13 protein-coding genes are annotated in these 13,653 nt (G+C 69.6%); 5 read left to right on the top strand and 8 right to left on the bottom strand.

Going from position 1 to position 13,653, the window contains the following annotated elements; genetic code table 11:
- Positions 1–60: 60 nt before the first annotated feature.
- The 8 genes from NQV15_RS04745 to NQV15_RS04710 all read right to left on the bottom strand — a co-directional run bounded on the left by NQV15_RS04745 (position 61) and on the right by NQV15_RS04710 (position 7,620).
- Entirely contained in the window at positions 61–1,467 is a 1,407-nt protein-coding gene (locus NQV15_RS04745) for an MFS transporter (protein ID WP_232398456.1), read from the bottom strand.
- A complete protein-coding gene (locus tag NQV15_RS04740) occupies positions 1,464–2,339 on the bottom strand; it encodes an amidohydrolase family protein (protein WP_232398455.1) in 876 nt (291 codons plus the stop codon). Before NQV15_RS04740 ends, NQV15_RS04745 begins: the two co-directional genes overlap by 4 nt.
- A gap of 3 nt (positions 2,340–2,342) precedes the next feature.
- The gene (smpB, locus tag NQV15_RS04735; RefSeq protein WP_153651962.1) at positions 2,343–2,819 is read right to left on the bottom strand and encodes an SsrA-binding protein SmpB; all 477 of its coding nucleotides are present in this window, start codon (positions 2,817–2,819) and stop codon (positions 2,343–2,345) included.
- Between the two features lie 12 nt (positions 2,820–2,831).
- Positions 2,832–3,314 (bottom strand): type II toxin-antitoxin system RatA family toxin, encoded by a 483-nt coding sequence (locus NQV15_RS04730; protein ID WP_232398454.1) that lies wholly within the window; start codon positions 3,312–3,314, stop codon positions 2,832–2,834.
- The gene (locus NQV15_RS04725) at positions 3,311–4,651 is read right to left on the bottom strand and encodes a M23 family metallopeptidase (RefSeq protein ID WP_232398453.1); all 1,341 of its coding nucleotides are present in this window, start codon (positions 4,649–4,651) and stop codon (positions 3,311–3,313) included. Before NQV15_RS04725 ends, NQV15_RS04730 begins: the two co-directional genes overlap by 4 nt.
- A 103-nt stretch (positions 4,652–4,754) precedes the next feature.
- Positions 4,755–5,669, bottom strand: a complete 915-nt coding sequence (ftsX, locus tag NQV15_RS04720; protein WP_232398452.1) for a permease-like cell division protein FtsX — start codon at positions 5,667–5,669, stop codon at positions 4,755–4,757.
- Positions 5,670–5,686: 17 nt separating this feature from the next.
- Complete coding sequence (gene ftsE / locus NQV15_RS04715; RefSeq protein WP_232398451.1) at positions 5,687–6,376, bottom strand: cell division ATP-binding protein FtsE; 690 nt, start codon at positions 6,374–6,376, stop codon at positions 5,687–5,689.
- A 47-nt stretch (positions 6,377–6,423) separates the two neighbouring features.
- A complete protein-coding gene (locus NQV15_RS04710; RefSeq protein ID WP_232398450.1) occupies positions 6,424–7,620 on the bottom strand; it encodes an ROK family transcriptional regulator in 1,197 nt (398 codons plus the stop codon).
- Between the two features lie 109 nt (positions 7,621–7,729).
- Here NQV15_RS04710 and NQV15_RS04705 point away from each other — a divergent pair, with 109 nt between their 5' ends.
- The 5 genes from NQV15_RS04705 to NQV15_RS04685 all read left to right on the top strand — a co-directional run bounded on the left by NQV15_RS04705 (position 7,730) and on the right by NQV15_RS04685 (position 13,639).
- Positions 7,730–9,274: a sugar ABC transporter ATP-binding protein gene (locus NQV15_RS04705; protein ID WP_232398449.1), complete on the top strand. Its 1,545-nt coding sequence runs from the start codon at positions 7,730–7,732 to the stop codon at positions 9,272–9,274.
- On the top strand, positions 9,271–10,284 hold the full coding sequence (locus NQV15_RS04700) for an ABC transporter permease (RefSeq protein WP_232398448.1): 1,014 nt from the start codon (positions 9,271–9,273) through the stop codon (positions 10,282–10,284). Before NQV15_RS04705 ends, NQV15_RS04700 begins: the two co-directional genes overlap by 4 nt.
- A 39-nt stretch (positions 10,285–10,323) precedes the next feature.
- Complete coding sequence (locus NQV15_RS04695) at positions 10,324–11,373, top strand: substrate-binding domain-containing protein (RefSeq protein WP_232398447.1); 1,050 nt, start codon at positions 10,324–10,326, stop codon at positions 11,371–11,373.
- Positions 11,374–11,447: 74 nt separating this feature from the next.
- Complete coding sequence (locus NQV15_RS04690; RefSeq protein ID WP_232398446.1) at positions 11,448–12,635, top strand: Gfo/Idh/MocA family protein; 1,188 nt, start codon at positions 11,448–11,450, stop codon at positions 12,633–12,635.
- Entirely contained in the window at positions 12,632–13,639 is a 1,008-nt protein-coding gene (locus NQV15_RS04685; protein WP_232398445.1) for a sugar phosphate isomerase/epimerase family protein, read from the top strand. The genes NQV15_RS04690 and NQV15_RS04685 overlap by 4 nt, the downstream gene beginning before the upstream one ends.
- The last annotated feature ends 14 nt before the right edge of the window (positions 13,640–13,653 follow it).

Genomic DNA, 13,653 nt, shown 5'->3' with positions numbered 1-13,653 from the left:
ACGGATCGTTCGAACGTTGCACACAATCTGACCGAAGGACACCCTCGGGAGTCCCGCAATCTAGGCGGCCTCGGGTCCCCCCTCGGCCTGCAGGGCCTCCGGGCTCACGGCCCGACCGTGGATCAGGCCGGCGGCACAGGCCGCGGCCACGACCAGCATCCCCACGCAGATGAGGGTGCCGGTGCGAAAGCCCGGGCCGAAGACGTCCGGATCGGCGAAGTCGCGCCCGGCGATGCCGGCTATCGGTGGGATCGCGGCGACGGCCAGCAGGGACGCCGTGCGGGCGACGGCGTTGTTGATGCCCGAGGCGATGCCGGTCTGCGCCATCGGCGCCGCCGCGAGCACGGCCGTCGTCAGCGGCGCGACGAGCACCGTGATGCCGGCGCCGAACACGATGGAGGCCGGCAGCACATCGGTCCAGAAGCTCGCATCATCGCCGATGCGCAACATCAGCAGCAGGCCGATCGCGGCGATCAGGGGCCCGATCGTCATCGGCCAGCGCGGACCGATCCGTGCGCCGAGCCGCCCTGCCCGGGACGAGAACAGCAGCATGATGATCGTCATCGGCACGCTGGCCAGTCCCGCGACGAGCGGCGAGAAGCCCGACACGTACTGCAGCTGTTGCACCAGCAGGAAGCTGGACGCCGCCAGCGCCCCGTAGATCGCGAACGTGCAGATGTTGGCGGCGGTGAAGACCCGGTCGGCGAACAGGCTCAGCGGCACCAGGGCGTGCGGAGCCATCCGTTGGTGCAGGACGAACACCGCCAGCAGCACGATTCCCCCGGCGATCCAGGGCCACGACTCCGCCACGAGGCCGTAGGTCAGCGTCGCCAGGCCCACCGCCGTCAGTGCGGCGCCGCCGTAGTCGATCGGCTCCTGCTCCCCCACGGTCTCGGGCACGTGCCGGACCGCGATCCACACCACGAGCGCGGCCAGCGGGACGTTGATCCAGAAGATGCCACGCCACCCCGTGGTGTCGACGAGCCACCCGCCGACCAGCGGGCCGATCGCGGTCGTGACGCCGGCCAGCCCGGACCACATCCCGATCGCCGGACCCCGGTCCTCCGGCGCGAACGACGCCGAGATGATCGCCAGGCTGCCCGGGGTCAGCAGCGCCGCGCCGATGCCCTGCAGGCCTCTGGCCGCGATCAGCACCTCGATCGTGGGGGCCAGCGCGCACAGGATCGAGGCGGCGGCGAATCCTGCGACACCAGTGGCGAACACCTTGCGGCGGCCCAGCCGGTCACCGAGCGAGCCGCCGACCAGGATCAGCGCGGCGAGCGTCAGCGTGTAGGCGTTGACGATCCACTGCACGCCGGCCGCCCCGGCATCCAGGTCGGTGTTCATGGCCGGCAGCGCCAGACCGACGATCGAGCCGTCCAGGAAGGCCATCCCGGAGCCCAGAATCATGGCGGCCAGCAGCCAGCGTCCCTGCGTGCTGGCCAGCCGGACCGTGCCCGCGGTCATGGCGTGACGCTGAACAGCTCTGCGCCGTTGTGCCACAGCACGCTGCGCATCCAGTCGTCGCCGAGGTCGAGGCGCTGCAGCACCTCGACCTGGTGGGCGTACTCGTACGGGATGTTCGGGAAGTCCGTGCCGAACAGGATCTTGTCCTGCAGGCCGAGCAGGCGCGGTGGCAGGTGTGCCGGTACCGGCTGCTCCCAGAAGTCGACGAAGGCCATCGTGGTGTCCAGGCGCACGTTGTCGTGGCGCTCCGCGAGGTCGAGGAAGTCGTCGATCTCGGGCATCCCCAGGTGGGCGATGACCAGGGCGAGGCCGGGATGCCTCGACAGGACGTGCTCGACGCCCTCGGGGCCGGTGTGCTTGCCCGGCGCCGGGCCCGATCCGGCGTGCAGCACGATGGGGGTCCCGCTCTCGGCCAGCACGCCCCAGACCGGATCCAGCAGGGGGTCGTCCGGGGCGAAGTCGCCGACCTGCACGTGCACCTTGAAGACCTCGACGCCGTCCTCGACCAGCTGCGGCACGTACGTGGCGGCCTCCGGCTCGGGATAGAACGTCGCCGACCGCAGCGCATCAGGTGTGCGGTCAGCGAAGTCCAGCGTCCACTCGTTCATGAACCCGGCGACGCCGGGCCTGTGCGCGTACGACAGCGCGGAGAACCTGCGGACGCCCATCGAACGCAGGTGGGCGACCCGCTCCTCGTCGGTCCATCGGTACGTGATGGGCCACGGTCGGCCGAGCATGGGGCCGGCCGCGTCGAAGTAGGCCCACACCTTGGCCAAGATCGGCGGCGCCATGAAGTGCACGTGGACGTCGACGATGCCCGGCAGCCCCAGATCGGCCGTCAGCGCGGGCAGGTCACCATCGCGCAGGGACACGGCCTAGTGCATGCCCTTGAGGCGCCGGCCGAGGTCACGCTCGGCCTCGCGGGTTGCCGTGCGCTCAGCGATCGCATGGCGCTTGTCGTAGGTCTTCTTGCCGCGGGCCAGGGCGATCTCGACCTTCGCGCGACCGTCCTTGAAGTACAGCGAGAGCGGGACGATCGTGAGCCCCTTCTCGGTCGTGCGGCGCTCGATGCGGTCGATCTCGGACCGGTTCAGCAGCAGCTTGCGGCGCCGGCGCGTCTCGTGGTTGGTCCACGTGCCCTGGGTGTACTCGGGGATGTGCACGCCGAGCAGCCAAGCCTCGCCGCGCTCGATCTCCCCGAATCCGTCCACCAGGGATGCGCGACCTGCACGCAACGACTTCACCTCGGTGCCGGTCAAGACCATGCCGGCCTCGAACGTGTCCTCGATGTGATAGTCGTGGCGCGCCTTCTTGTTCTGCGCTACGAGCTTGCGCCCGGTCTCCTTGGCCACCGGACCATTGTGTCACGCCCCGCGGGACGACACCTGCGCCACGACCACCGGATCGGCGCATCCGCGCGCGAAGCCGCTGATGCGACGGTCGATGTCACGCTTCAGGACGACCGCACCGATGCGCTCGGCCAGCGGCGCGAGCCAGGCCGGACGGCACTGGAAGCTGTAGCGCCACGTGGCTCGGCACCCTCCGCCCGGCTCGGGGGCGAACCGCCAGCCTCCCGCGAACGAGGCGAAGAACCAGGGGCCCTCGACCATCTTCATGCCCACGTTCGTCGGCGGGTTGAACGAGACGTACTCGCTCACCATCCGCAGCCTCGACCGGTGCCGCGTCTCGGTCCGCACCCCCTTGGCCGGCGCCGACGCCCCGTCCAGGAAGTGCTGCTCGGCGATGAACGGATCCCACCGCAGACGGGTCTCGCCCGTCGTCTGGGAGATCGCGAAGGCGACCGCCGGGTCGACGTCGACGACGACGCTGGACTCGATCCGGGTCACAGCCAGCCGATGGGGTTCACGGTCGAGCCGTTGACCAGCACCATGAAGTGCAGGTGGCAGCCGGTCGAGTAGCCCGTCGTCCCTGAGTAGCCGATGACCTGGCCGCGCTCGACCCGGGAGCCGGCTCGCAGCGCGAACCTCGACAGGTGGTTGTACGTCGTGACGACACTGACCCCGCGCTTGACGCCGTTGTTCAAGATGATTCGGTACCCGTAGGCGCCGTTGTAGTACTGCTGCAGGATCTTGCCGCTGGCCGCGGCCCGGACGGGGGTCCCGCAACGCACACCGAAGTCGGTGCCGTCGTGCAGCTTGTAGACACCCGTGATGGGGTGCTTGCGCATGCCGTACGAGGAGGTGGTCGGGCCGGAGACCGGTCGCGACAGCGCACCGCCGCTGTCGCCCGTGTCGGGCACGACAGGCTTCGTGGGTCGGCTGGTGCCGCCGCCACCGCCGTTGTTCTTGGCCTTCTCCCGGGCCGCCCTCTCCCGGGCTGCCTTCTCGCGCGCGGCCTTCTCGCGGGCCTTGCGCAGCTCCTCGGCCACGACCTTCTGCAGCTCGGACTCGAGCCGCGAGGTCTCCGCGAGCTGCTCCTGGTAGAGCCGCTCGTCCTCGGCCTGCGCCGCGGCAGCCGTCGTCTTGGCGCTCTCGCGTGCCGTCACCAACGTGGCGACCTCGGCGGCCTGCTGCTCGGCCGCAACCTCCAGCTGCTGCTTCTGCACGAGGTTGGCGGCCGCCTGCTCGCGCTGCACCTTGACCTTGTCGCGCAGTTTCTGCACCTTCTGGCGCTTGAGCCTGAGGATGACCCGGGTGGCGTCCAGGCGTTGCATCGTGGCCACCTGGTCGTCGCTGACGGCAGCGTTGAGGCTGACCTGCTCGCCGTAGGCCATCGGGTCCTCACCGCTGAGCAGACCGCTCACCGCCCGCAGCCGGCGGTCACCCTCCAGATAGTCCTGGACGGCGAACTCCTCGACCGACTTCTCCGAGCTGACCAGCTGCTTCTCGCCCTTGGCCAGCTCGGAGCGCGCCTTGCGCAGCTCGGCCTGGCTCTTGTCGAGCTTGCCCTGCATCTGGGCGTCGAACGCGGCGGCGACCGCCACCTTGCCGCGGGTGTCGCCGAGCGTCGCCTGGGCGGCGTCGAGCTTGGCCTGGGCCGCCTGCAGGGCGGCCGCCGCCGCGGCGAACTCCTTGGTGGTCAGGTCGAGGTGCTTCTTGGCGTCCTGCGCCTTGCTGTTGGCCTCTTGCTTCTGGCGCTCGAGATCGCTCTTCTTGTCGGCGAAGGACGGAGACGTCAGGGCGGCGACGAGCGCCGTCGAGAGCAGCACAGACGTGACCGCCATGCGGGTGTGGGAAAGCATTGACCTCGACCTTGGGGGGAAGGATCCCCGGGGAGCCCCGGGAACTGTCGATGAAACTGTCAAGTGCGACTTTAGGCCACGATCGTCACACGTCGAGGTATTTGCGCGTCAGGAAGAGTGTCGGAATCAGCGCCAGCAGCAATGCGAGCACCGTCGTCATGCCCATGACCTGCACGGCATCACCCCAGCCGACCCACGTCGTGATCTTGCCCAACGTGTCGCGCAGGTACCCGTAGACCACGAAGTGCATGAACGCCGCGAGACCTCCGGCGGCCAGTGCTGCCGAGATCAGGGCGGCCAGCATCGACTCCAGGATGAACGGCAGCTGGATGTGCCAGCTGGACGCACCGACCAGCCTCATGATGCCGATCTCGCGCCGCCGCGCGTACGCCGTCATGCGGATCGTGTTGGACACCTGGAGGACCGCCGCGAAGATCAGCAGGGCCGAGATCGCCAGGGCCCCGTTGCGCAGCTTGTCCAGCAACGCGAACAACGGCCCGAGCAGCTCCTTGAGCGAGCTGACGTTGCCGACGCCGTCCATGCCGGACACCTGGCTCACGACGGCGTCGTACTTCTGGGGGTCCTTCAGCGTCACGAAGTACGACACCGGGAACGAGTCGGGGCTCAGCGTCTCCAGCTGCTTGCGTCCGGTCTCGGACTGGCCGAACAGCACTCGCGCCTGCTCGTAGTTCTCCTCCGGCGTGCGGATGTCGAAGGACTTCACCTGGGAGTTGCCGCGCAGGGCGTCCTGGACGGCTTTCTGCTGCTCGTCGGTGGCCGCACCGCCGATGCAGGTCGCGGCCGTGGAGTTCTTGGTGCAGAGATTTACCTGCAGCTGCAGCTTGTCGCCGAAGTACTTCTCGGTGCGGTCCGACTGCGCCAGGATCAGCAGTCCCAAAGCTGCCAACAGCAGGGACACCGTCATCGTGACGATGAGGGAAATGGTCATGGACTTGTTGCGAGCCAGGCTCTGGCCCAGCTCGCTGAGAGTGCTACGCATGTGGTCCTTTTCCCAAGTCAGTTCTGGTAGCCGTAGATGCCGCGGGCCTCGTCGCGGACGACGATCCCGGAGTCGAGCTCGATGACGCGCTTGCGCATCTGGTCGACGATCGACGAGTCGTGCGTGGCCATCACCACGGTCGTGTCGGTGCGGTTGATCCGGTCCAGCAGCTTCATGATGCCCACGCTCGTGGTGGGATCGAGGTTTCCGGTGGGCTCGTCGGCGATCAGGATCATCGGCCGGTTGACGAAGGCGCGGGCGACCGCGACGCGCTGCTGCTCACCGCCGGACAGCTCGTCGGGCATGCGATGTCCCTTGCCCTCCAGACCGACCATCTCCAGCGTCTCGGGGACGAGGGAATTGATCTCGGAGCGCGACTTGCCGATGACCTGCAACGCGAACGCGACATTCTCGGTGACCGTCTTGTTGGGCAGCAGCCTGAAGTCCTGGAACACCGTGCCGACCTGGCGGCGCAGCTTGGGCACCTTCCAGCTGGAGAGCTTGTTGATCTCCTTGCCGGCGACGTAGACACGGCCGCTCGTGGGGCGTGCCTCGCGCAGGATCAGGCGCAGGAACGTCGACTTGCCGGAGCCGGAGGCCCCGACCAGGAAGACGAACTCGCCCTTCTCGATCTCGAGGTCGACGGCGTCGAGCGCCGCGCGCTTCTGGCCGGGATAGGTCTTGGTGACCTTGTCGAATCGAATCACCTGAACACTCTAGGCACTGGGGCCACACGACCGTGGGAGGCCCGCTCTCAGGCGATCCGCGCTGCCACGTACTGGTCGACGGCGTCCGGCGCGAGGACGGCATCGATGACCATCGCGCTCGCGCCGAGAATCCCACCGTGGCTGCCGGCCGACGTGCCGACGATCCGCAGGTCGTGGGTCGCCAGCGGCAGGGAGCGCTGGTAGACCACCTCGCGGACACCCGCCAGGAGGTACTCCCCCGCCTCGGAGAGCTTGCCGCCGATGACGATGACCGACGGGTTGAGCAGGTTGACGCAGGTCGCCAGCACGGAGCCGAGGTCGCGGCCGGCCTCACGGACCGCCTGCAGCGCCGCGACGTCCCCGGAGGACACGGCGTCGACGATCTCCTGCGAGCTCTCGACGTCCACGCCCTTCGCGCGCAGCTTCGCGGCGATCGCCGGTCCGGCCGCCACCGCCTCGAGGCACCCGGTGTTGCCGCACCGGCAGACGACGTCCGCGGGCGCGCCGGCCACCTGCACGTGCCCCAGGTCGCCGGCGGAGCCGAGCGCTCCGCGCAGCAGCCGGCCGTCGGTGACGATGCCCGCACCGATGCCGGTCGCGACCTTCACCAGCAGCAGGTGTGGTGCGCTGCGCCATGACGTCACGAACTCGCCGAGGGCCATGAGGTTCACGTCGTTGTCCACCAGGACGGGGCCGCCGAACTGCTGGCCCAGGTGGGCCGGGATGTCGAAGTCGTGCCAGCCCGGCATGATCGGCGGATTCGCCGGACGTCCGGTGGCGTGCTCGACCGGCCCGGGCACCCCGATCCCGACGCCGGCCACGTCGGCGGGCTCACGGCCGAGGCCGGCCAGGAGCTCGATCCCGATCGCCGCGGCCCGGTCGAGCACGACGAGCGGACCATCGGCGATGTCGCTCGCGACCGTCCTCTCGTCGAGGACCTTGCCGGACAGGTCGCTGACCGCGACGCTCGCGTGGGAGGCGCCCAGGTCGATGGCGAGGACCACGCGGTCGCGGCGGTTGAGGGCGAAGCGGGTGGGCGGGCGCCCGCCCGTGGAGGCCGCCTCCCCGACGGGCTCGAGCAGGCCCGACGACAGCATCGCGTCGACGCGTGCGGTGATGGTCGAGCGGGCCAGCGAGGACAGCTCGGCGAGCTCGCCGCGGGTGCGCGGGGTGCCGTCCCGCAGGAGCTGGAACAGCTCGCCGGTGCCGACCAGAGTCGGGGGAAGCCCCGCGGGCGTGCTCATGGCCATGAGTAAACCAGACCCCCTTGGACTGCGTGAGTGAGGCAAGTCTGTCGGTCGCCGTCATACTTTTGCTTGACCAACGACAAAACGTGTGACTAGCATCACAGCCATGTCAACCCCTCCCCTGCTCGAGATGCGCGGCATCGTCAAGGAGTTCCCCGGTGTCCGCGCCCTGGACGGCGTCGACCTGGTCGTCCGTGCGGGCGAGGTCCACTGCCTCCTGGGCCAGAACGGCGCGGGCAAGTCGACGCTGATCAAGGTGCTGGCCGGCGCGCACGGCGTCGACGAGGGGACGATCCTGTGGAACGGCGAGCCGGTGACCTTCGCCGATCCCCAGGCTGCGCTGGCGACCGGGATCGCCACCATCTACCAGGAGCTGGACCTGGTCGACGGGCTCAGCGTGGCCGACAACATCTTCCTGGGCCACGAACTGGCCCGCGCCGGCATCACCCGCGTCGCCGACATGAACAAGGCGGCCCGCCGACTCCTGGAGACCCTCGGCCACCCCGAGATCCGCCCCTCGCGCGAGGTCGGGAGCCTCTCGGCCGCGGGCAAGCAGATCGTCTCGATGGCCCGGGCCCTGTCCCGCCAGGCCCGGGTCATCGTGATGGACGAACCCTCCGCGGTGCTCGACCCGGACGAGGTCGACGGACTCTTCCGCGTGGTCGACGACCTCCGGGCGTCCGGCGTCGCGATCGTCTACATCTCCCACCGCCTCGAGGAGATCCGGCGGATCGGCGACCGGCTCACGGTCCTCAAGGACGGCCGCACCGTCGCCGGGGACCTGCCGGCCAAGGACACGCCGACATCCGAGCTCATCACGCTCATGACCGGTCGGTCGGTGTCATCGATCTTCCCCCGTCGCACGTCGCCCGTCCCCGACGCTCCCGCCCTGTTGTCGGTCGACCACCTGGTCCGCGACGGCGAGTTCGCCGACGTCTCGTTCGACGTCCGCCCCGGCGAGATCGTCGGGCTGGCCGGACTCGTCGGTGCCGGCCGCAGCGAGATCATCGAGACCATCTACGGCGCCCGCCGCGCCACGGGGGGCTCGGTCACCGTGGACGGCGCCCGGCTGCGCAGCGGCTCGGTCGACGCCGCGGTGCGGGCCGGTCTCGGCCTGTGCCCCGAGGAGCGCAAGTCGCAGGGCCTGATGCTCGACGACGCCGTCTACCGCAACATCTCACTCGCGAGCATCAACCGCTTCGCCCGCTTCGGCGTCTCCGCCGAGGGCGCTGAGCGGCGTGCCGCCCACCAAGCCGCCCGGTCCGTCGACGTCCGACCCGATGCACCCGACCGTCTCATGCGCACGCTCTCGGGCGGCAACCAGCAGAAGGTCGTCCTGGCCCGCTGGCTGCTGCGGTCGTGCAAGGTCCTGCTGCTCGACGAGCCCACCCGGGGCGTCGACGTCGGCGCCCGGGCGGAGATCTACCACCTGGTCCGCGAGCTCGCGGACTCCGGCGTGGCACTCGTGGTCGTCTCCAGCGACATCGACGAGGTGCTCGGCCTGTCCGACCGGGTCCTGGTCATCGCCGACGGCTCGGTCGTGCACGACGGGCCCAGCGACGCGATCGACGCCTCGGGCGTCCTCGACAAGATCCTCGCGACCCACGAGCACCAGCCCACCACCGCCGAGCAGAAGGGGGAAGTCGCGTGAGCGCCTCCCTGCGTGATCCCTCCCTGACCGTGCCCGCCAAGCCGCCCCGCGGCGACCGTGGCGGCAATCTCGGCCTGGCCCGCAACCTCGGCCTGGTCGTCGCGCTGGTGATCTTGTGCATCGTCGGCGTCGTGACCGCCGGCGACCGCTTCGCCAGCTCCGACAACGTCCTGACGATCCTGCGGCTCGCGGCCGTGATCGGGGTGGTCTCGATCGGCATGACGTTCGTCATCACCGGCGGCGGCATCGACCTGTCCGTCGGAGCCATCGTGGCTCTGTCATCGGTGTGGGCCACGACCACCGGTACGCAGGCCATGGCCGACAACATCGGCTGGATCGCGATGGTGTTCAGCGCCGTGCTGGTCGGCACGGCGTGCGGTGCGATCAACGGTGTGCTGATCGCGTACGGCCGGGTCGTCCCGTTCATCGCGACCCTGGCGATGCTGGCCTCGGCCCGCGGCCTGGCCGAGATCATCGCAGACCGCAAGACCCAGATCATCCGCAACCAAGGCTTCCTGGACTTCTTCGGTGCCGAGCCGCTCGGCATCCCGGTCATCGTCATCATCTTCGCCGTGGTCACCGTCGCCGGCTGGTTCCTGCTCAACCGCACGACGTTCGGGCGCCGGACGTTCGCGGTCGGCGGCAACCCCGAGGCCGCCCGCCTCGCCGGCATCAAGGTCCAGCGGCACACGGTCTACCTGTACGCGCTGCTCGGCCTGACCTGCGGCATCGCCGCGGTGATGCTGATGTCGCGCACCACGACCGGTTCGTCCACCCACGGCACCAGCTACGAGCTGGACGCCATCGCCGCTGTCGTGATCGGCGGCACGCTGCTGAGCGGCGGGCGCGGCACCGTCGTCGGGACGCTCTTCGGCGTCCTCATCTTCACGACGCTGACCAATGTCTTCACGCTCAACAACCTCTCGACCTCGGCCCAGGCCGTCGCCAAGGGCGTGATCATCGTGATCGCTGTGCTCCTGCAGCAGCGCATCGCGAACCGCAAGACGTAGCACCTCACGATGCATTCCCCCACCCATCCAGGAGTCCACATGTCCACGACCCACCCCCGTCGCCGCCGGTCCCTCGTCGTCGGCGCACTCGCGGCGGCGACGCTCGTCCTCGGCGCCTGCACCAACGGCTCGAGCGGCGATGGCGACACCAGCGATGCCATCGCCAAGAGCAACACCGACAACGACAAGTCCGGCGACAAGGTCGTCATCGGCTTCTCCGCCCCGGCGGCCGACCACGGCTGGATGGGATCGATCACCAAGTCCGCGGTCGCGCAGGCCGAGGAGTACGACGACATCGAGCTCAAGGTCGCCGAGGGCACCAATGACGTCAACCTGCAGATCTCGCAGGTGGAGACCTTCATCAACGACAAGGTCGACGCCATCGTGCTCCTGCCGTTCGACGGCGCCGCGATGACGTCGGTCGCCCAGAAGGCCATGGACGCGGGCATCATCGTGGTCAACGTCGACCGCGAGTTCGACTCCCCGTTCGCCGCCCGCACCACGGTCCTCGGCGACAACTACGGCATGGGCGTCTCGGCCGGCACCTTCGTCTGCGAGGACGCCGCCGGCAAGAAGGGCCTGAAGGTCGCCGAGATCGCCGGCATCGACTCGCTGCCGCTGACGCAGGAACGCTCGAAAGGCTTCGCGGACGCACTGAAGGCGTGCGGTCTGAAGGTCGACAACCGGGTCGCCGCCGAGTTCACCGTCGAGTCCGGCGAGAAGGCCGCCTCGAACCTGCTGCAGGCCGCTCCGAAGATCGACTACCTGTGGAACCACGACGACGACCAGGGCGTGGGCGTCATGGCGGCCATCAAGAACGCCGGCCGTGACGAGTTCACGATGATCGGCGGCGCCGGCTCCGCCAACGTCATGCGCGACATCAAGGCCGACAACACCGTGCTCAAGGCGACGGTCGTCTACCCGTCCACGCAGGCCGCCGACGGGATCAAGCTGGCCCGCCTGCTGGCCCAGGACAAGTCGATGTCCGACCTCGCCGAGATCGAGGTGCCGCGCATGCTCAAGCTGTCGGCACCGGTCGTGACGAAGGAGAATGTCGACACCTACCTCCCGTCGGCCTTCGAGTCCTGATCGTCCGGGGCCCGCAGCACGCCTGCGGGCCCCGGCACCACCCCTCCACGAGACCTCCACCCGAAAGCTGGCACATGTCTGACACACGTCCCGACCTCGGCATCGGCATGGTCGGCTACGCCTTCATGGGTGCCGCCCACTCCCAGGCCTGGCGCACGGCCCCGTCCTTCTTCGACCTGCCCATGACACCCCGCCTCACCGCGATCTCCGGGCGCGACGAGGCCGCCGCCGCCGATGTCGCCCGACGCTTCGGGTGGCAGTCCGTCGAGACCGACTGGCGGGCGCTGCTGACCCGCGACGACATCGACGTCATCGACATCTGCACACCCGGCCACACGCACGCCGAGATCGCGATCGCGGCCCTCGAGGCCGGCAAGCACGTGTTGTGCGAGAAGCCCCTGGCCAACACCGTCGCCGAGGCCGAGGCCATGGCCGACGCCGCCGCGGCGGCCGCCGAACGAGGCGTCCGGGCGATGTGTGGGTTCACGTACCGCCGCACCCCAGCGGTGGCGCTCGCCCGCCAGCTCGTCGCATCGGGACGCATCGGGACGATCCGCCACGTCCGCGGGCAGTACCTGCAGGACTGGCTCGCCGACGAGGACGTCCCGCTCAGCTGGCGGCTCGACAAGCAGCTGGCCGGCTCGGGCGCCCTGGGCGACATCGGCGCCCACATCATCGACATGGCCCAGTTCGTCTCCGGTGACTCGATCGCATCGGTCAACGGCCTGATGGAGACATTCGTCCCGACCCGCCCCGTGGCGGGCGACCATGCCACGCTCGGAGGCACCTCCTCCAGCACCGCCGAGCGCGGACCGGTGACCGTCGACGATGCGGCCGCCTTCACCGCCCGCTTCGTCGGCGGCGCCATCGGGGTCTTCGAGGCCACCCGGTTCGCCACCGGCCGCAAGAACGCGATGCGCCTCGAGATCAACGGCACGCTGGGATCGATCGCCTTCGACTTCGAGGACATGAACGTGCTCGAGCTGTTCGACGCGACCGAGGACCCGTCCGTCGCCGGCTTCCGGCGCATCCTGGTGACCGAGGCGACCCATCCGTACATCGCGGCGTGGTGGCCCCCGGGCCACGGCCTCGGCTACGAGCACGGCTTCACCCACCAGGTCGTCGACCTGGTCACCGACATCGCCAAGGGCGCCGACCCGGCGCCGTCCTTCGCCGACGGGCTCGCCGTCCAGCGGGTCCTCGCCGCCGTCGAGGCCAGCGCCACCGACGGGACCACCCACCAGATCGGAGCCCCAGCATGACGCGACCCATCACCTTGTTCACCGGACAGTGGGCCGACCTCCCCTTCGAGGAGGTCGCCGCGCTGGCCGCCGGCTGGGGCTACGACGGCCTGGAGATCGCCTGCTGGGGCGACCACCTGGACCCGTGGGCCGCGGTCGAGGACCCCGACTACATCAAGACGCGCCTCGACATCCTGGCCAAGCACGACCTCAAGGTCTACGCGATCTCCAACCACCTCAAGGGCCAGGCGGTGTGCGACGACCCGATCGACGAGCGTCACCACGACATCCTCTCGGCGCGAGTGTGGGGCGACGGCGATCCCGAGGGCGTGCGGCAGCGGGCCGCCGAGGAGATGAAGCACACCGCGCGGGCGGCGCGCATGCTGGGCGTCGACACCGTCGTGGGGTTCACCGGCTCATCGATCTGGAAGTACGTCGCGATGTTCCCGCCGGCCTCCGAGGCGATGATCGCCGCGGGCTACCAGGACTTCGCCGACCGGTGGAACCCGATCCTCGACGTCTTCGACGAACAGGGCGTCCGCTTCGCCCACGAGGTGCACCCCAGCGAGATCGCCTACGACTACTGGACCACGCACGCCGCGCTGGAGGCCATCGGGCACCGCGAGGCGTTCGGCCTCAACTGGGACCCGTCGCACTTCGTCTGGCAGGACCTCGACCCGCTCGGCTTCCTGTGGGACTTCAAGGACCGGATCTACCACGTCGACTGCAAGGACGCCAAGAAGCAGGTCGGCAACGGCCGCAACGGCCGGCTCGGCTCCCACCTGCCGTGGGCGGACCCCCGCCGGGGCTGGGACTTCGTGTCGACCGGTCGCGGCGACGTCCCGTGGGAGGCGTGCTTCCGCATGCTCAACACGATCGGCTACGACGGCCCGGTCTCCATCGAGTGGGAGGACGCCGGCATGGACCGGCTGCTGGGTGCCCCCGAGGCGCTGGCGTACGTCAAGGCCAATCTGTTCGACGCGCCGACCGCGGCCTTCGACGCTGCGTTCAGCACCTCTGACTGAGGGTGCCCGAGGAC

Origin of the sequence: Aeromicrobium wangtongii (assembly GCF_024584515.1) — a bacterium.
Lineage (GTDB): Bacteria > Actinomycetota > Actinomycetes > Propionibacteriales > Nocardioidaceae > Aeromicrobium > Aeromicrobium wangtongii.
The sequence above is the reverse complement of the archived record's forward strand: the minus strand, read 5'-3'. Positions and strand labels throughout refer to the sequence as shown.

Bases quoted from the DNA above. Each gene is read 5' to 3' on its own strand.
- NQV15_RS04745 (WP_232398456.1), bottom strand. From the start codon at position 1,467: ATGACCGCGGGCACGGTCCGGCTGGCCAGCACGCAGGGACGCTGGCTG.
- NQV15_RS04725 (WP_232398453.1), bottom strand. From the start codon at position 4,651: ATGGCGGTCACGTCTGTGCTGCTCTCGACGGCGCTCGTCGCCGCCCTG.
- ftsX (WP_232398452.1), bottom strand. From the start codon at position 5,669: ATGCGTAGCACTCTCAGCGAGCTGGGCCAGAGCCTGGCTCGCAACAAG.
- NQV15_RS04710 (WP_232398450.1), bottom strand. From the start codon at position 7,620: ATGAGCACGCCCGCGGGGCTTCCCCCGACTCTGGTCGGCACCGGCGAG.
- NQV15_RS04705 (WP_232398449.1), top strand. From the start codon at position 7,730: ATGTCAACCCCTCCCCTGCTCGAGATGCGCGGCATCGTCAAGGAGTTC.
- NQV15_RS04695 (WP_232398447.1), top strand. From the start codon at position 10,324: ATGTCCACGACCCACCCCCGTCGCCGCCGGTCCCTCGTCGTCGGCGCA.
- NQV15_RS04690 (WP_232398446.1), top strand. From the start codon at position 11,448: ATGTCTGACACACGTCCCGACCTCGGCATCGGCATGGTCGGCTACGCC.
- NQV15_RS04685 (WP_232398445.1), top strand. From the start codon at position 12,632: ATGACGCGACCCATCACCTTGTTCACCGGACAGTGGGCCGACCTCCCC.